Raw genomic sequence first — 16,671 nt, forward strand, 5'->3', positions numbered from 1 at the left:
CAGCTCGGGCATGTCACGCGGCGCCGAAGAAGAGGTGCTTGGCGATGACGAAGCCGAGATAAAGAGAGCAGGCGGCGATCATGCAGGTCACCGCAAAAGAGCCGAGATCTTTGGCATGTTTGCCGACAATCGAAATCTCCAGCGAAATCCTGTCGATCACCTCTTCGACGGCGGTATTCATGGCTTCCATCGAAAAAAGCCCGAGAAACAACAGCACCGCGACGACAATCTCGCCGATGCTCGCCCCTACCAGCGCCAGCGCTGCCATTGAAATGACGAAGAAGCCGAGCTCCTGGCGGAAGGCCGCCTCTTTCAGCACGCGCAGAAAGCCGGCCCAGGAATAGCTGGCGGCGGCGATGAAATGCCGAAACCCGGTCTCTTTCGTCACCGCAGGCTTCGTCAAGACGCCCCATCCTCTTCCCGTTGCACCACGGAGCGGGGAAAAGCTGTACCATCTCCCCTTTGTTGACCAGCCAATAGCGAATCCACCCGGGCGGCGCAAGCAAAGCCCGGTGGGTCGGCTACGCCGGCCGCGGCCTTAATGTTTGTTGCTCACACCCGCCTGGGCGAAGGTCGCCATTCCGGAATGGCAGGCAGCAGCGGCCTTGACGATGCCGGCGGCAAGCGCCGCACCAGTGCCCTCACCGAGCCGCATGCCGAGCGCCAGAAGCGGCGTCTTGCCAAGCATCTCGACCGCGCGCAGATGGCCGGGCTCGCTGGAGACATGGCCGATCAGGCAATGATCGAGCGCGGAGGGATTGGCGGCTTTCAGGATCGCCGCCGCGGCAGTCGCGACATAGCCGTCGATCAGCACCGGGATGCGCTCCATGCGGGCGGCCAGGATGGCGCCTGCCATTGCGGCAATCTCGCGTCCGCCGAGCCGGCGCATGATCTCCAGGGGATCGTCGAGATGGTCGCTATGCAGCTCGACCGCTTTTTCCACCGCCGCAATCTTGCGCTCCAGCATCTCGCCTTCCGAGCCGGTGCCGGGGCCTACCCAGTCGCGCGCCGACCCGCCGTACAGCGCATAGTTGATCGCTGCTGCAATCGTCGTGTTGCCGATGCCCATCTCGCCAATGCAGAGCAGGTCGGTGCCGCCGGCGATCGCCTCCATGCCGAAGGCCATGGTTGCGGCGCAGTCGCGCTCGGAAAGCGCGGCTTCCTCGGTGATGTCGCCCGTGGGGTAGTCGAGCGCCAGATCGAAGACTTTCAGCCCGAGATCATAAGCGACACAGATCTGGTTGATCGCAGCTCCACCGGCTGCAAAATTCTCGACCATCTGCTGCGTCACCGCGGGCGGAAAGGGTGTGATGCCCTGTCTGGTGACACCGTGATTGCCGGCGAAGATCGCCACCAGCGGCCGGTTGACGGCCGGTTGACGGCCCGTCCAGGCGGCAAGCCAGAAAGCAATCTCCTCGAGCCGTCCGAGCGCGCCCGGCGGCTTGGTCAGCTGCGCGTCGCGTTCGCGTGCGGCCACCAGCGCGCGGGCATCCGGCCCCGGCAGGTCCCGGAGCAGGGTACGGAAATCGTCGAAAGGCAGGCCTGAAACGCTCATCGGTGCGTATTCCTATGAATCGGCTATTCTTGTTTTTTTGACGCAAATCAGCTTCTTTGCGGTGGCTCTCTCTTAAAGCCGGCGGGCGAAGCGAACAACACCTAAAGCGCCGTAGCCCTCCGGCAGAACGAAACAGAATGAAGATCAAGGACTATGCGGTCGACACCGCCCGCGCCGTCGCCTTTCTGAGCCGCCTTCCGATGCCGCCAGCGCTGTTCGAAGGCTATGACGGCAGGCTCGGCCGCCTGGTGCGCGCCTTTCCCCTCGCCGGTCTTGTCATCGGCTTCGTCCCGGCGCTCGCCCTCCTCCTTCTTTCAGGCCTGCGCGCCGATCCCCTGATGGCGGCCCTGCTTGCGCTCTCGATCCAGGTTCTTGCCACCGGCGCGCTGCACGAAGATGGTTTGGCCGATACGGCCGACGGCATCGGCGGCGGCAAGAACCGCGAACAAAGCCTCATCATCATGAAGGACAGCCGGATCGGCACCTATGGCGCGATAGCGCTAATCCTCTCCTTCGCGATCCGTGCGGCCGCACTCGCCGCCATTGTCCGCCAGTCCTCACCGCTCGCCGCAGCGCTTGCCGTTGCCGCCGTCGCAGCACTCAGCCGTGGCGCTATCGCCTGGCATTGGCAACGGCTGCCGGCCGCAAAGGCCGAGGGCGTGGCCGCCTCGACCGGCCAGCCGAATGAGGCGGCGATGCATTTTGCGCTCGTCTCGGCCGGTCTGCTCGCAGCACTTCTGATCTGGCCGGCATTCGGCTTGCGGCCGCTCGTCGCCAGCTTGCTCGCCACCGGTGTCGCAGGATTCGCCTTCACCGCCGTCATCCGTCGCAAGCTTGCCGGCCACACCGGCGACACGCTGGGCGCGACGCAGCAGATTTGCGAAATCGCCACCCTTTGCGCCCTTGCCACCACTCTTTGAAACTCCGATATATCAGCCATGCAAACACCCTGCATTCACGTCTGCTCCCTGGTTTCAACCACCGGTTTTTGCGCCGGTTGCGGCCGCACTCTTCAGGAAATCGGTGGCTGGATGAACTATACCGATGCCGAAAGGCGCCGGATCATGGCGCAACTGCCGGCGAGGCTCGCAACGGCCGCGACGACGGGCCGGATGAAAACAAGCCTCGCCGAGCGGCCGGGGCGGCCTTCATGATCCGTTTCACCGTCATTCTCGTCGTGATCGGCATCGGCCTTGCCGTGCTGATCCTCAACGGCGACAGCGGCCGCATTCTCGGCTTGCAAAGTGACGAGTTCGGCCGCTTCGTTTACCTGCTGCCGATCGCACTGATGTTGTCGGCCGGGATCTGGGCGCGCAGCGTCGGTGAAACCATGCGCCAGATGATGATCTGGTTGGTCATCATCCTGGCGCTCGTGACCGTCTATCTCTATCGTCAGGAAGCGATCGGCGTCGGCAACCGGGTGCTCGCCGGTCTCATTCCTGGCCGCGCCGTCGTCGTCGCGACCAGCGAAGGTGGCGCGGAAATCATCCTGCACAAGCTGTTGAACGGCCATTTCGAAGCGGACGTCAATGTGAATGGCCGGACTGTCGAGATGCTCGTCGACACCGGCTCCAGCATGGTCGCGCTCTCACACGAGGATGCTGAACGCATCGGCATCGATCTCACGGGCCTCACCTACTCGATGACGGTCATGACCGCCAACGGCCGCAGCCGCGCGGCCCCCATTACGCTCGACCAGGTGGCGATCGGTCCGATCATCCGCAACAATGTCGCAGCCAGCGTCGCCGAGGACGGGCGGCTTGACCAGAGCTTGCTCGGCATGAGCTTCCTGGAGACGCTGGGCTCCTTGCAGATGCAGACGGACGAATTGCGCATGCGGGATTGATCCGACAGAACAAATCATGCCCCCGATCCGCTCTCGGCCGGCTCTCCATTGGGCATACGGACCGCAAGTCGCCGGTCGATAAAAGCTGCAGAAAACGCTGCCGACAAGGCAAGTGACGCCGATGTCAGCAACATCGCGAACAGTGTCGACACTGCGCCGGCCTCTCGGAGAAACAGCCCGGCGATCGAAGCGATCAGCGCGGCGCCGGCGATCGACATGGCTGCGGCAAGGCCTGCAGCGGTGCCGGCGAGATTGGCGCGAACCGACATCACACCCAGATTGGCGGCTGGAAAGGTCAAGCCATTGCCGATGCCGATGAACACACAGGGGCCGAAAAAAGCCAGGACATGCGTGACGCCCGAGATCGACAGGATCAGCCCCAAGAGCAGACCCATGCACGTCGATAAACGCGCAATGACGAGCGTGGTGCTGAGCGATTTCCTCGTCCATCGGGCAGCGAGATAACTGCCCAGAATGAATCCCGCGGGAACCATTCCGATGAAGAAGCCCAGTTTCGCGCTCGATCCGCCGAGCGAGGAACTGACTGCCAGGGATGCGCCTCCGAGGAAGATATAGAGGGTGCCGGTGGAACAGGCCATGCACAGCGTATAGGCCCAGAACCGCGCCGAACCGAGAAGCTGCCGGTAGGAAGCAAAGTAATTGCCGTTTGGTCTCGACGCGAGTCCGGTTGTTTCCTTCAGCTCGCGCATGGAAATGGCGAGGATGGCAGCGCCTATCAGCGCAAGGGCGATGAAGATCGCCCGCCATCCGAACGCTTCGTCCAGAATGCCGCCGGCGCTCGGGCCGAGCATCGGCGCGATAGCCCATCCCATGGCGGCGTAGCCGATCCTGTTAGCGGCCCCGCGCTCGCCCGCCGTCTCCTTGATGGCAACGAGAGCGACGCAGAAGCAGGCGGCGATCGACGCCTGCATCACGCGAAACAACAGGAAGATGCCGATATTGGGGGCCAGCGCGCAGCCGATCGACGCGACGATGAAAATGGAAACGGCGGTCAGCGCCACTGGCCGGCGCCCATAACGATCCGACACCGCGCCGGCGACAATTTCCGTCAGGGCGTTGATGATCGCATAACCCGCGACCGAAAGATTGACGATCGCGAAATCGGCCTGGAACGTGGCGGCGATATTTGGCAACGCCGGCAGATATATATTGATCGGCAATACCGAAAGCGCCGTCAGCAGGAGAAGGATCGTACGCCGGGGCGTCGCCGTCGAAATCGCAGCCGCTTCCTCGGTCAGGCGGCTATCGGAAGTCTGCGCAGAATTGTCGCGTGACATGGTCTTGTCCAAGGTGTCAGGGAAATTGTGGGAATCTGACGAGGCGCAGCGCGAATTCAGGGCACAAAAAAAGCCCCGTCAGGAGCTTGATTTACTGCGCATGGGGCTGATCGCCGGATGGTTACACCATCCTGCCCATGCGCCCTATCACCACGACAAGAACCATTGCGATCTTCATGATCGTACAGCTAGACAGAAATTGCCATCTCGTCAACGTGCGGTTTCAATGCTAGCAGAAAATGCCGGTCTCGAAACTCGCCTCGATCGGGCGCTGCAACGTGCTGGTGACCCTGGCGATAGGCGCAGTCTTTCTCGGCGAAGCCTCCGAGCTCAACATGGCGCGGCTCGCCGGCACCCTTTTCATCCTGTTGGGCGCCCTGCTCGTCAGAAGTGCCTGACAGCCCCCGCATTGCGGCTGGATCGCCTTTGTTGATATCCTGCATTCGCGCAAATGGCGGAGCCCGACATGACCCCACGACAACTGAAGACTTTCCTGGCCGCCATCCGGCACGGAAACCTCACGCGCGCCGCTGACGAGGTCAATCTCGCTCAGTCGAGCCTCAGTGATCAAATCCAGGCACTCGAAGAGGAGATGGGCGTTGAACTCTTCCTCCGCTCCCGGCAGGGCGTCGCTCCCACACAGGCAGGCATGACACTGAAGACCTATGCGGAAGAGATACTGGCGCTGAACGATGAGGCGCAGACCGCCGTCCGTGTTGCCGCCGGCATTTCCGAATCCTCTATCACCCTGGGCACGCTCGAAACCATTGCCGCTGAAAGGCTGGCGCCCTGGCTCTCACTCCTCCGCAGGCAAAATCCCGATCTCGGTCTCAAACTCAAAGTCGGCGGCAGTGGCGAGTTGCATGCGAAATTGCAGCATGGCTCGGTTGATGTCGTCTTCACGTTCGATCGCGGCCAGCAGGACGAGCGCTTCGTGACACGCCGCGTCGCCAGCGAGCCGCTGGTGCTGATTGCCGCCGGCAGCTCGCAATTCCCGCCGCCGGAAAGCCTGGCAGTCCTGCGCACCGCCCCGTTCATCGCAACCGCGGCCGGCTGCGTCTATCGCCACCTGCTCGATACCGCCTTTGCCGAAGCGGGTTTAGCTGCGCCGGCTGTCGCCACGGAGGCCGACAGCATCGCAACAATCATCCGTCTCGTGGCATCAGGCGCGGGCTACAGCCTGGTCCCGAGTATTGCGGTGGGACCGTCCATTGCGCGCGGCGATCTCGTCGAACTGCCCTGGCCCGGCCGACCGCTTGCTACCTCGCTGGTGATGATGTGGCGACGTCGGCGCGTCCAGCCGCCGCACATCGCTTTCCTTCTGCAATCGGCCAGCGAAAATCTTTCGCCAGTCAGACCAGCCGATGCCCGCCTTCGACATGCAGGGTAGTGCCCGTGGTGAAACCGTTGCCGATCAGGAAACGGATCGCATCGGCTATATCCTCGGGCTGCCCAACCCGCCCAACCGGCAGGCGCTGTGCCATCGCATCCAGCCTCGCCTGCTTGGCATCACCGGCAACGAAGCTCCAGATCGGCGTGTCAACCCAGCCCGGCGAGACCGCGTTGACGCGGATGGGCGCCAGTTCAACGGCAAGCGCCCTGACCAGGCCTTCGAGTGCCGCATTGACGGCCGCGACCATCGCTCCGCGCGCGAGCGGCCGATAGGCCGCAATACCTGAGGTGTAAGTGATCGAACCTGACGACGGCAGTCGGGAGGCGCCATATTTCGCCAGCAGCAGCGGCCCGTATAACTTGCTCTGGACCACCTTTTCTGCCGCCAGCTCGAGCGACGACAGCAGCTGATAGGCTCCCTCGATTTCCGCCGCCGTGCTGACGATATGATCGACCGGTCCGCACTCCCGGAACAGCGCCGCGACCTCCTCCTCCCGGCCTATATCGACGACATGGGTTCGGAGTTTCGGGTGGTCGCCGAGATGACGGCAAGCTGTCGCAAGCTTCTCCTGACCGCGCCCGGCAATCGTCACCCACGCCCCCTCCTCGAGCAGACGCCCGGCAAGTGCCAGCCCCATGCCCGAACTGCCGCCGACAATTATCACCTTCTGACCTTCGATGCTCATAACAGCTGTCTCGCCTCTTCATTGGAATGAGACAGCAGATGCCTCCGCCGGACGCGAAAGAAAAACGGAAGAAGCCGATAGCACTATCGGCTTCTCCGATCATCGACGTTCAAGCGGTCAGTTGCGCAGCCGATACCCCGTCTTGAAGATCCAGCCGAGCGTTCCCAGGCAGATTGCCAGGAACATGGTGATCATCGCCAGGCTGATCGCCGGGTTGACATCGGCGATCCCGTAAAAACTCCAGCGGAAGCCGCTGACGAGGTAGAGCACCGGGTTGAAGTGGCTGACCGCCTGCCAGAACGGCGGCAGCATGCTGACGGAATAGAAGCTGCCGCCGAGGAAAGTCAGCGGCGGCACCACAAGCATGGGAATGAGGTTCAGCTGCTCGAAATTGCCAGCCCAGATGCCGATCATGAAGCCGAACAGGCTGAAAGTGATCGCGGTCAGCAGGAAGAACAGGATCATCATGAAGGGATGTTCGATCCTGACATCGACGAAGAGATTGGCGGTCAACAGAATGATGACGCCGATAATCAGGCCCTTGGTGGCCGCCGCCCCGACATAACCGAGCAGTATCTCCGTCATCGCCACCGGCGCCGACAGCACCTCATAGATCGTGCCGGTGAACTTCGGGAAGTAGATCCCGAAGGAGCCGTTGCTGATACACTGGCCGAGCAGCGTCAGCATGATGAGGCCCGGCGTGATGAAAGCACCGTAGGATACGCCCTCCACTTCCTGAATACGCGAACCGACTGCCGCTCCGAAGACGATGAAATAAAGTGAGGTCGAGATGACCGGCGAGATGACGCTCTGCAGCAGCGTGCGGCGCGTGCGCGCCATCTCGAAGAAGTAGATCGATTTGACCGCTTCGAAGTTCATTTGCCCGCTCCCACCAGCGCTACGAAGATATCTTCGAGCGAACTCTGCCGCGTCGAGAGATCCTTGAAATGGATATTGTTCTCGCCGAGCCGGGTCAGCAGCGTCGCGATGCTATCCTGCTCGTTATCGGCGTCGAAATCATAAGTCAGACGGCTTCCGTCGGCTTCGAGAGTGAGGCCATTGCCGGCAAAGCAGTCTGGCAGCCGGCTTAGCGGTTCCGCCAAATCGAGGATGAGCTGCTTGCGGCCGAGCTTGGCCATCAACGCCGCCTTTTCCTCGACGAGCAGCAGCTCGCCGCCATTGATGACGCCGACACGGTCGGCGATTTCTTCGGCCTCTTCGATATAATGGGTCGTCAGTATGATGGTGACGCCCGAAGCCCGGAGTTCTTCGACGACATGCCACATGTCCTTGCGCAGAGTCACGTCGACGCCAGCGGTCGGCTCGTCAAGGAAAAGAATATCCGGCTCGTGGGAAAGCGCCTTGGCGATCAGCACCCGTCGTTTCATGCCGCCGGAGAGCTGACGCAGCGTATTGTCCTTCTTGTCCCAAAGCGAGAGCGCCCGCAGCACCTTCTCAATATGCGCTGGATTGGCCTTCTTGCCATGCAGCCCGCGCGAAAAGCTCACCGTGTTGAACACCGTCTCGAACTGGTCGGTCGTCAACTCCTGCGGCACCAGTCCGATCATCGAGCGGGTCGCGCGGAAATCCTTTACGACATCCTGGCCGGCCACCAGCACGCGACCGCCGCTCGGATTGGCGATACCGCAGATGATCGAGATCAGGGTCGTCTTGCCGGCGCCGTTCGGCCCGAGCAGAGCCAGGATCTCGCCCTTCTCGACATCGAGGTTGATGCCCTTCAGGGCCTCGAAGCCGTTGGCATAAGTCTTCGTCAGGTTCTGAACGGAAATAATGGGGGTCATGCAGGACTCTTGCAGATGCTCGAAGTATTTCGGCCCGCTATATAGTCACTCTGTGACGCTTTGACATCCTTCGGGAACATGAACACTGAATTCACGCCTCGCCAACACCCTCGCCTTCGTGAAGCCGATCACCCATCGGCGACAAGCCGGCGATAGCCGGCTTCCGATTGCCGTCGCCCGCCGGAATTCTCCCTGAGAAAGGCATCGGTCGGCTCCGGATGTCATCATCCGGTGATATTCATGCTTGATAAAAGAGCCGAGGCAAGCACCGGCATCCGCCCCGCCGCCCATTCCTTTGCGGAGCCGTCTTACCGGCGTTCTCGTTGCGCCCTTTTCCGCTGCCTCGGCATGTAATGAAAGTTATTGTTCAGTCACCAAGCGTTTGGAACCGGCCAGTATCCCTGTGCAGCCGCGTTCGTCTCAGCCGGCCTCTGCGCCGGCTTTTCTTTTTGATGTGTCGTTGCAGCAGGTGGCCGCCCTCGCCCTTCGAGGCGTCGGCCAAAACCCGAAGCCTCGAAGGACGAGGGCGGTTGGGAGGCAGTAGATGCTAACCCTCACAATTCATCATAATTGAACCAATCGAAATCCGCCGTCTTCCCTCGCCCCGACGTATCGAAGGCGAACACGCCGGCAAAGGCGCCTGTGAAGGAGCCGTGCTCGCCGCGTCCGCCCTCGTCTGAAATCACGCCGGCGTCGAGGACAGGGCCGATCGGCTGCCAGGCGCCCCTGCCTTCCGTCTGCCAGAAGAATTGCAGGTCATTCTCGCGGATTTCCATCGCAAGCTGGACACGGCCCTCGGCCGGGATCGCTACACCGCTTTCAGCGGGAAAGCTCAGGCGACCGTTCGGATAGTCGCCATTGCAGGAGAGGATCGTCACGCAGCGGCCGAGCGTTTCGTGCAGCGTCACGGCAATCGCGTGGAACTTATGGCGATTGTAGTACTGCGTCAGCCCCGCAACCTGCTGATAGGTGTCGGGCGAAAATTCGATCACAGTCTCAGCGCGGAAACTATGATGCTCCTGCCGGCGCGCGACCAGCGACTGCTCGAACCAGGAGCCGATGCTCTCGCGTCCGATCAGCCTGAGATGGCCGGGTCGATCCGTCAGGCTGAAGATGCGCCCGGGCTCGGGCGTGCGCAGCCACTGGAAATCAGCCGGCAGCTTGCCTCCATCGAAACTGTACTCGCTGCGCATCGGCTTCTCCACCGGCACAGCACCGAAGGGAGCCGGCACATCGACATCGGGCACTGAGGTGCCGTTTTCCAAATAGAGCCAATCGTCGTCGCGCCAGACGCATTTCTGCAGGGACGTTTCGCGCCCCAGCGTGCATCGCCGTTTCGGCGGCAGCGGCCGGCCGCTGAGATGAGTGTGATAGGCCTGACCATTGGGCGTCTCGACATATTGGCCGTGCCCTGCCCGCTGCAGCACCGCACCCGGATGATCCTTCGAGGTGATCAGATGCATGTTTGGATGCATCTCATAGGGCCCGTCGATGCGGCGCGAACGCGCCATGGTGACGGCGTGGTCATAGCCGGTGCCGCCCTCGGCGGTCGTCAGATAATACCAGCCGTTCTTCTTGAAGAGATGCGGGCCTTCGACGAGGCCGAGCGGGCTCCCGGCGAAGATGTTGCGGATCGGGCCTTTCAGCACCTTCGCCTCCGGATCCCATTCCTGCAGCAGGATGCCGTCGAAGGCCGGCGATTTCGGCGAGCCACCGAAGCTTTCGGTACGGTGGTTCCACTGCATGTTGACGAACCATTTGCGGCCGTCATCGTCGTGGAAGAGCGAGGGATCGAAGCCGGAAGAATTTACATAGACCGGCTCGGACCATTCTCCCTCGATCGAGGGAGAGGTCACGATGTAATTATGCGCATCCTTGAAATTGCCGTCGAAACGCTTAACGTCGGTATAGACCAGCCAGAACTGCCCGTCGGCATAGGAAAGGCACGGGGCCCAGATGCCGCAGCTATCGGGATTGCCGCGCATGTCGAGCTGCGAGGCGCGCTCCAGCGGCCGGCGCACCAGAGTCCAGTTCACCAGGTCTCGCGAATGATGAATCTGCACACCCGGATACCATTCGAAAGTCGAGGTGGCGATGTAATAATCGTCGCCGACGCGGCAGATCGACGGATCGGGATTGAACCCGGGCAGGATGGGATTGCGGATCATGGCGGCTCCTCCGAGATAAAATGTGGTACGTACGTCAGATTAGCGTGGCTATCTCGCCTTCCCCTTCTCCCCAGCGGGGAGAAGAGGGAGCAAGCAGCACTCCCATCTCTCTCTCTTAGTCCCGCTCCGCCGACTTCGCCCAGAGATTGATATCGGCCTCCTTGGCATAGACATCAATCTCCTTCAGTTCCTCAGCCGAGAACCCGATGTTATCCAGCGCCTTGACGCAATCGACGATCTGCGAGGAGCGGCTGGCGCCAATTAGCGCCGAAGTCACGCGTCCGCCGCGCAGCACCCAGGAAATCGCCATCTGCGCCAGCGTCTGGCCGCGCCGTTCGGCGATCTCGTTAAGCTTCCTGATATTGTCGATGATCGAGGGACGGATGAAATCGCGCTTGAGGAAATGATTCTGCGCCGCTCGGCTGTCGTCGGGAATGCCGGCGAGATACTTGGTCGTCAGCATGCCCTGAGCGAGCGGCGAGAATACGATCGAACCCATGCCGACGTCATCGAGCGTATCGAGCAGCTTGTCATCCTCGACCCAGCGGTTGAGCATCGAATAGCTCGGCTGGTGGATCAGGCAGGGCGTGCCGAGGCTCTTGAGGATCGCGGCGGCTTCGCGGGTGCGCTGCGAATTGTAGGAGGAGATGCCGACATAGAGCGCCCGGCCGGAGCGGACGATATGATCGAGCGCGCCGCAGGTTTCCTCGAGCGGCGTCTCCGGATCGAAGCGATGCGAATAGAAGATATCGACATAATCAAGGCCCATGCGCTTCAGGCTCTGGTCGCAGGAAGCGATCAGGTACTTGCGGCTGCCCCACTCGCCGTAGGGACCCGGCCACATATCGTAGCCGGCCTTCGAGGAGATAATCAGCTCGTCGCGAAGCCCGGAAAATTCGGTGCGCAGTATCTCGCCGAAAGCGGTCTCCGCGCTTCCAGGAGGCGGCCCGTAATTGTTGGCGAGGTCAAAATGGGTGACGCCGAGGTCGAAGGCCGTGCGGCACATGTCGATCTTGCGGTCATGCGACGTGTCATCGCCGAAATTATGCCAAAGGCCGAGGGAGACGGCCGGCAGCTTCAGACCGGAGCGGCCCGTGCGGTTATATTTCATTTTCGAATAGCGGTCTGCGGCCGGTTGCCAGCTCATCTGAATAACTCCTGATAAAATACAATATTGTCGTCATTCCACACCTCGACCCAAGAGATCTCCGACGGCAGCCCCTCATCCGCCTGCCGGCACCTTCTCCCCTAAACGGGGGGGGAAGGGAGATGCCGCACCGGCTTCCTCCAAACTCAAAACTGCGTTTTGGCACGTCCCCTCTCCCCGTTCCAACGGGGAGAGCGCTAGGGTGAGGGGCAGCCATCAGAGCGAGCCGGACAGCCGTGGGACATGCCCGAACGTGACGAAACTATTGGATCAAACGCGCCGATACGGCAAGCGAACGGCGCGAGTTTCTACTACCTCAACAGCGCCTGCGCCTCTTCGATGCCAAGCGCGGCCGGCTGCGTGCAGGTCGTCGTGAGCTCGATGAAGCGGCCCTCCTCGCCCGATTTCAGGATCGAAGTCATGACGTCGACCCCGTGCAGAGTGCGGTCGAGCGAGCAGCGAACGTCCCGTCCCGCGATCAGCGCCATCGCCATATCGGCAAGGCCGGCCGTGCGATAGTTGGCGCGCGCCCCGTTCGGGTTTTCCTGGTTGATCTTGCCAAAGGGATGATCCCAGTCTTCCAGCGGTTTGATGTCCTTGTCGCGGCCGCTGGCTTCGACGGTGCCGCCGAAAAAGTTCGGGTCCGGCACGTAAAGCGAGCCGTCGGTGCCGTAGAGCTCCATATTGGCATGGCGGTGCGACCACACATCCCAGCTCGCCGACAGCGTCACGGTGGCGCCGCTGACGAATTCAAGCAGCGCCTGGATCGTTGTCGGCGTCTTCACCGGGATGATCTCACCATAGCGCGGCTGGCTGGTGATCGTGCGGGTTTCCGATGCCATCGAGGTCATCGCGCCGACGCGCTTCACAGGGCCGATCAGGTTGATCAGATTGGCAATGTAATAGGGGCCGAGATCGAGGATCGGACCGCCGCCCGGCAGGAAGAAGAAATCAGGGTTCGGATGCCACATCTCCATGCCGGGGCTCATGACATAGCAGGCGCCCGAAGTAACCCGGCCGATGCCGCCGTCATCGATGAACTTGCGGGCAAGCTGGTGGGCGCCGCCGAGGAAAGTGTCCGGCGCGCAGCCGACGGCAAGATTCTTCGCCTTGGCGATGCGGCGAAGCTCTTCGCCCTGCTCGAGCGAAAGCACCAGCGGCTTTTCCGAATAGACGTGTTTGCCGGCCTCGAGGATCGCCTTCGATACCGGAAAATGCGCATCCGGAATCGTCAGGTTGACGACGACGTCAATCTCGTCACTGGCGAGCAGTTCGTCGATCGTCTGCGCTTTGACGCCGTATTCCTTGGCGCGCGCCTCGGCAGCCTGAATATTGATATCGGCGCAGGCCAGCACCTTCAGCCCCTTGAAGAGCGGTGCCAGCGAGAAGTAGGTGGTGGAGATGTTGCCGCATCCGATGATGCCGACGCCAAGTTCCCTGGTCATGATGTACCTCAATAAGTCTGGAAGGATGCACTCGAACGGCTGATGTTGCGGTCGATGTCTTTCGGATTGTCATGTTCGACGACGAAGTGCTTCGCCTTGGTGCCACGAAGTGCGGCAATCAGCTTAGCCCACTCGACCCTGCCATGGCCGACATCGGCCCAGCCATCTTCATCTGTCGCCTCGCCGGCCGGCGCGATGTCCTTGACGTGAACTGCGGTGATGCGCGAGCCGAGCTTGTCGATCCAGGCGAAGGGATCGGCGCCGCCGCGGATGACCCAGGCGATGTCGGCTTCCCAGGAGATATCGGGCGCGCCTTCGAAGATGCGCTCGATCGGCAGCGAGCCGTCAGCCAGCTTGACGAATTCGAAATCGTGATTGTGCCAGCCGAACTCGTAGCCGGCATCTTTATAGGGCTTGCTCATTTCCTGCAGACGCTTGCCGAAAGCCAGCCAACCGGCTCCGTCCGAGGGGCGCTGGTCTGCCGCCAGATGCGGGGCATAGATCGAATCCATGCCAAGTATTCTGGCGATGTTGAGCGACTTCTGAACTTCCTTATCCAGGAAGTCGGGGCTGAAATGGCCGCTCGCCATCACGAGGCCGTTCTTGTCGAGATCGGCGCGAAGGCTCTTCAGTCCCGCATCGTCGAGATCGGCGTAGATGCCGCCGAAGCCTTCGACTTCGGCATAGCCTGATTTGCCGAGCTTTTCGAAAATCACAGAATAGGGCTGGAAGTTGCGCGCGCTGTAGAGCTGGTAGCTGAGTTTCGTCATCTTATTCTCCTTGGGCCTCGTACCCGTTTCTTGGAAGGATCAATCCGCCGATTGGCAGGAATGCAGGTCGTAGAAGCGGAATTCCGGCAGCTTGCCGCGTTCGAGTTGACGTGCCGGGGTGAAGGTGATGCGGCGGCTCTCGCCTGCCGCCAGATCGAACGCATTGTCGGAATATTTGCCGTCCGTCTCGCTCTCGATCATCACGAAGAGCGCAAGTCCCTTAGCGGTGACGTTGATGTCGACGGCGCCGCTCTTCTCGACATATTCATGGGTAACGGTCAGGCCCGACGGCTCCAGCTCCAGCGCCTTATAGGTGCCGTTGACATAGTGCCCCTCGCCGCCCATGCCGTTCGACGCGGTGAAATGCCAGGCAAGCAATGTTCCCTCGGCAATCTCGGACACATCGATTGTCGCAGCCGTCACCGCCGCATCCGGCGAACACATGGCCTGCACGTCTTTCAGATGCTTCCGCTCGCCCTTCATCGTCAGAAGCGATATCGACAGATCGATGCTGACATCTGAAAGCGTGTCGTTAACGAGCGAGAAGCGGATCGTCTTGCCGTCCTCGGCGGGAATGGCGGCGACCGCGACCGGCTGGAAGAAACGTTTGACGAGATAATGCATCGCCTTCCAGCGGCCGCCATAATCGAGGCTCGACCAGGAGGCGACCGGCCAGGTGTCGTTGAGCTGCCAATAGATCGTGCCCATGCAATGGGGCTTCAGCGATCGCCAATATTCCACCGCCGTCTTGATCGCCAACCCCTGCTGGATCTGGGAGAGGTAGACGAAATTCGGGAAATCTTTGGGAAAGCGGAAATAGCGGAACATCGTGCCGGCGATGCGCTCGTTGCCGCCAGCATTCTTCTGGTGCAGTTCCATGACGGGAGAAGCGATATTCATATCCTTCTCCTCGGCATAAGTCCTGATGACAGGCAGCGAGGTATAGGACTGGAAGCCGAATTCCGAGCAGAAGCGCGGCCGTACCGACCGGTAATTATCGAATGACTTGTTCTCGTGCCAGACCGACCAGTAATGCATGTCGCCGGAGCCATCAGCATGCCAGGCATCGCCGAAATCGAGATAGCCGGAAGCCGGGCTCGAAGGCCACCACAGCGCACCGGGCAGCGCCTTCTTCACCGCCTGCTCGATCGTCCGGTTGAGGCGGTCGTAGGAGACGAGGTAGCGGTCGCGGTCTTTCCGTGATTCCTCGAACCAGGTCAGCGCGCCGACAAGCTCGTTATCGCCGCACCATAGCGCGATGGAGGGATGCGACGAAAGCCGGCGAACCTGGTAATCCACCTCGACCGCCACATTGTCGAGGAAGTCGTCGGTCGAGGGATAGAGATTGCAGGCGAACATAAAGTCCTGCCAGACCAGGAGGCCGAGCCGGTCGCAGAGATCGTAGAAATGATCCTGCTCGTAGAAACCGCCACCCCAGACACGGATCATGTTCATGTTGGCGGCTTTTGCCGATTGCAGCAGATCTTCAGTCTTCTCGGGCGAAGACAGCGAATAGAGCGCATCGGCCGGAATCCAGTTGGCGCCGCGGCAAAAGATCTCGCGGCCGTTGATCCTGAAGGCGAAGCGGGCGCCTGCTGCATCCGGCGTAGTGACCAGCTCGATGGTGCGAAGGCCGATTTGCCTGGTCACCACCTCGTCGGACACTTCCACCGACAGCGTGTAGAGCGCCTGCTCGCCGCTGCCGGAAGGCCACCAGAGCCGCGGCTCGTCGATATGGAAGAGATAATTGACATCAGTCTCGCCCTTGACGCCGACGTCGAGGCGCACCCGTTCGCCGTCGAACCCGAAATAGATCTGGGTGACGCCGGCATGCTTGGAATAGAGGCTCGCGGTGACCGTCAGGTCGACCGAGCCGTCATTATTGTGGACCTGGCGGGTGACGACATGTTCGATGCGCGCAGTTTCGAGCTTCTTCAGAGCAACCGTGCCGTAGAGGCCGAGCGGCGCAATGGCGATGTTCCAGTCCCAGCCGAAATGGCATTGCGGCTTGCGCAGCATGTTGCCATCGGGGATCGGCGAATTGCCGGTGCTGTAGGGAATGTAGAAGGGCTGCTTTTTCTGCCGTTCGGCGCCGACGCCGGGGTTGGAGGCAAATACGATGCGGATGGAGTTGTCGCCCGATTTCAGCATGCTCGAGACATCCGGCCGGTAGCGGCGGAAGCTATTGTCAGCTTCGAGCACCAGAAAGCCGTTGACGTGGACGCTGGCGACCGTGTCGAGATAGTCGATATCGAGATACCAGTCGCCTTCGACCTCCTGCAGCGTAAAGCTGCGCTCGACCGCCCATTCACGCTGGGCAACCCACTGCACCTTCTCCTCGTTGCGACCGAAATAGGGATTGGGGATCAGGCCGGCCCGATGCAGCGCCGTGTGCACGTCGCCTGGTAGGGTGATGACGCTTTTGATCTCGCCATCAACGGAGGTGAGCTGCCACGAACCGGAAAGGTCGATGCTGGAAGGGGTCGATTGTTGCGTCACGATTTCATTTCCGAATTGCAGTTTTTGAAGAGGACGGCGCATGATCGCCATCCGGTAGCTGTC

General features: G+C 61.3%; 15 protein-coding genes and 1 pseudogene. 5 read left to right on the forward strand and 11 right to left on the reverse strand.

Annotated elements, in window-relative coordinates; translation table 11 throughout:
* Positions 1–13: 13 nt before the first annotated feature.
* Complete coding sequence (locus tag NMA58_RS11265) at positions 14–403, reverse strand: diacylglycerol kinase (RefSeq protein WP_434713369.1); 390 nt, start codon at positions 401–403, stop codon at positions 14–16.
* Positions 404–538: 135 nt separating this feature from the next.
* Positions 539–1,555, reverse strand: a complete 1,017-nt coding sequence (cobT, locus tag NMA58_RS11270; protein ID WP_085778438.1) for a nicotinate-nucleotide--dimethylbenzimidazole phosphoribosyltransferase — start codon at positions 1,553–1,555, stop codon at positions 539–541.
* Between the two features lie 137 nt (positions 1,556–1,692).
* On the opposite strand from cobT, the gene NMA58_RS11275 reads away from it, so the two are divergent.
* The 3 genes from NMA58_RS11275 to NMA58_RS11285 are packed head-to-tail and all read left to right on the forward strand — an operon-like array spanning position 1,693 to position 3,401.
* Positions 1,693–2,475, forward strand: coding sequence for an adenosylcobinamide-GDP ribazoletransferase (locus NMA58_RS11275; RefSeq protein ID WP_430959072.1), 783 nt, complete (start codon positions 1,693–1,695; stop codon positions 2,473–2,475).
* 18 nt (positions 2,476–2,493) lie between these two features.
* On the forward strand, positions 2,494–2,709 hold the full coding sequence (locus tag NMA58_RS11280; RefSeq protein WP_430959073.1) for a DUF1289 domain-containing protein: 216 nt from the start codon (positions 2,494–2,496) through the stop codon (positions 2,707–2,709).
* Positions 2,706–3,401, forward strand: coding sequence for a TIGR02281 family clan AA aspartic protease (locus tag NMA58_RS11285; RefSeq protein WP_430959074.1), 696 nt, complete (start codon positions 2,706–2,708; stop codon positions 3,399–3,401). The genes NMA58_RS11280 and NMA58_RS11285 overlap by 4 nt, the downstream gene beginning before the upstream one ends.
* Before the next feature lie 14 nt (positions 3,402–3,415).
* Here NMA58_RS11285 and NMA58_RS11290 read toward each other — a convergent pair whose 3' ends face one another.
* The gene (locus NMA58_RS11290) at positions 3,416–4,699 is read right to left on the reverse strand and encodes an MFS transporter (RefSeq protein ID WP_434713370.1); all 1,284 of its coding nucleotides are present in this window, start codon (positions 4,697–4,699) and stop codon (positions 3,416–3,418) included.
* A gap of 239 nt (positions 4,700–4,938) precedes the next feature.
* Here NMA58_RS11290 and NMA58_RS11295 point away from each other — a divergent pair.
* Positions 4,939–5,097 (forward strand): annotated as a pseudogene (locus NMA58_RS11295) (hypothetical protein); the annotation flags it as partial.
* 68 nt (positions 5,098–5,165) lie between these two features.
* Complete coding sequence (locus tag NMA58_RS11300; RefSeq protein WP_434713371.1) at positions 5,166–6,089, forward strand: LysR family transcriptional regulator; 924 nt, start codon at positions 5,166–5,168, stop codon at positions 6,087–6,089.
* Here the strand turns inward: NMA58_RS11300 and NMA58_RS11305 are convergent.
* The 8 genes from NMA58_RS11305 to NMA58_RS11340 all read right to left on the reverse strand — a co-directional run bounded on the left by NMA58_RS11305 (position 6,052) and on the right by NMA58_RS11340 (position 16,608).
* Complete coding sequence (locus tag NMA58_RS11305) at positions 6,052–6,777, reverse strand: SDR family oxidoreductase (RefSeq protein ID WP_434713372.1); 726 nt, start codon at positions 6,775–6,777, stop codon at positions 6,052–6,054. The genes NMA58_RS11300 and NMA58_RS11305 overlap by 38 nt on opposite strands.
* 117 nt (positions 6,778–6,894) lie before the next feature.
* Entirely contained in the window at positions 6,895–7,656 is a 762-nt protein-coding gene (locus tag NMA58_RS11310; protein WP_097599956.1) for an ABC transporter permease, read from the reverse strand.
* Positions 7,653–8,579, reverse strand: a complete 927-nt coding sequence (locus NMA58_RS11315; RefSeq protein WP_085778446.1) for an ABC transporter ATP-binding protein — start codon at positions 8,577–8,579, stop codon at positions 7,653–7,655. The genes NMA58_RS11310 and NMA58_RS11315 overlap by 4 nt, the downstream gene beginning before the upstream one ends.
* Before the next feature lie 554 nt (positions 8,580–9,133).
* On the reverse strand, positions 9,134–10,747 hold the full coding sequence (locus NMA58_RS11320) for a glycoside hydrolase family 43 protein (protein ID WP_434713373.1): 1,614 nt from the start codon (positions 10,745–10,747) through the stop codon (positions 9,134–9,136).
* Between the two features lie 115 nt (positions 10,748–10,862).
* Positions 10,863–11,894, reverse strand: coding sequence for an L-glyceraldehyde 3-phosphate reductase (gene mgrA, locus NMA58_RS11325; RefSeq protein WP_434713374.1), 1,032 nt, complete (start codon positions 11,892–11,894; stop codon positions 10,863–10,865).
* A gap of 311 nt (positions 11,895–12,205) precedes the next feature.
* Positions 12,206–13,339, reverse strand: coding sequence for a Gfo/Idh/MocA family protein (locus tag NMA58_RS11330; RefSeq protein WP_434713375.1), 1,134 nt, complete (start codon positions 13,337–13,339; stop codon positions 12,206–12,208).
* A gap of 8 nt (positions 13,340–13,347) precedes the next feature.
* The gene (locus NMA58_RS11335; protein ID WP_430959083.1) at positions 13,348–14,109 is read right to left on the reverse strand and encodes a sugar phosphate isomerase/epimerase family protein; all 762 of its coding nucleotides are present in this window, start codon (positions 14,107–14,109) and stop codon (positions 13,348–13,350) included.
* A gap of 39 nt (positions 14,110–14,148) precedes the next feature.
* On the reverse strand, positions 14,149–16,608 hold the full coding sequence (locus NMA58_RS11340; RefSeq protein WP_434713411.1) for a beta-mannosidase: 2,460 nt from the start codon (positions 16,606–16,608) through the stop codon (positions 14,149–14,151).
* Between the last annotated feature and the right edge of the window lie 63 nt (positions 16,609–16,671).

Origin of the sequence: Rhizobium sp. YTUHZ045 (assembly GCF_051124255.1) — a bacterium.
In the GTDB taxonomy this organism is placed as follows: domain Bacteria; phylum Pseudomonadota; class Alphaproteobacteria; order Rhizobiales; family Rhizobiaceae; genus Rhizobium.

Coding starts and splice junctions, on each gene's coding strand:
- cobT (WP_085778438.1), bottom strand. CDS start 1,555: ATGAGCGTTTCAGGCCTGCCTTTCGACGATTTCCGTACCCTGCTCCGG.
- NMA58_RS11275 (WP_430959072.1), top strand. CDS start 1,693: ATGAAGATCAAGGACTATGCGGTCGACACCGCCCGCGCCGTCGCCTTT.
- NMA58_RS11280 (WP_430959073.1), top strand. CDS start 2,494: ATGCAAACACCCTGCATTCACGTCTGCTCCCTGGTTTCAACCACCGGT.
- NMA58_RS11285 (WP_430959074.1), top strand. CDS start 2,706: ATGATCCGTTTCACCGTCATTCTCGTCGTGATCGGCATCGGCCTTGCC.
- NMA58_RS11290 (WP_434713370.1), bottom strand. CDS start 4,699: ATGTCACGCGACAATTCTGCGCAGACTTCCGATAGCCGCCTGACCGAG.
- NMA58_RS11300 (WP_434713371.1), top strand. CDS start 5,166: ATGACCCCACGACAACTGAAGACTTTCCTGGCCGCCATCCGGCACGGA.
- NMA58_RS11305 (WP_434713372.1), bottom strand. CDS start 6,777: ATGAGCATCGAAGGTCAGAAGGTGATAATTGTCGGCGGCAGTTCGGGC.
- NMA58_RS11310 (WP_097599956.1), bottom strand. CDS start 7,656: ATGAACTTCGAAGCGGTCAAATCGATCTACTTCTTCGAGATGGCGCGC.
- NMA58_RS11315 (WP_085778446.1), bottom strand. CDS start 8,579: ATGACCCCCATTATTTCCGTTCAGAACCTGACGAAGACTTATGCCAAC.
- NMA58_RS11320 (WP_434713373.1), bottom strand. CDS start 10,747: ATGATCCGCAATCCCATCCTGCCCGGGTTCAATCCCGATCCGTCGATC.
- mgrA (WP_434713374.1), bottom strand. CDS start 11,894: ATGAGCTGGCAACCGGCCGCAGACCGCTATTCGAAAATGAAATATAAC.
- NMA58_RS11330 (WP_434713375.1), bottom strand. CDS start 13,339: ATGACCAGGGAACTTGGCGTCGGCATCATCGGATGCGGCAACATCTCC.
- NMA58_RS11335 (WP_430959083.1), bottom strand. CDS start 14,109: ATGACGAAACTCAGCTACCAGCTCTACAGCGCGCGCAACTTCCAGCCC.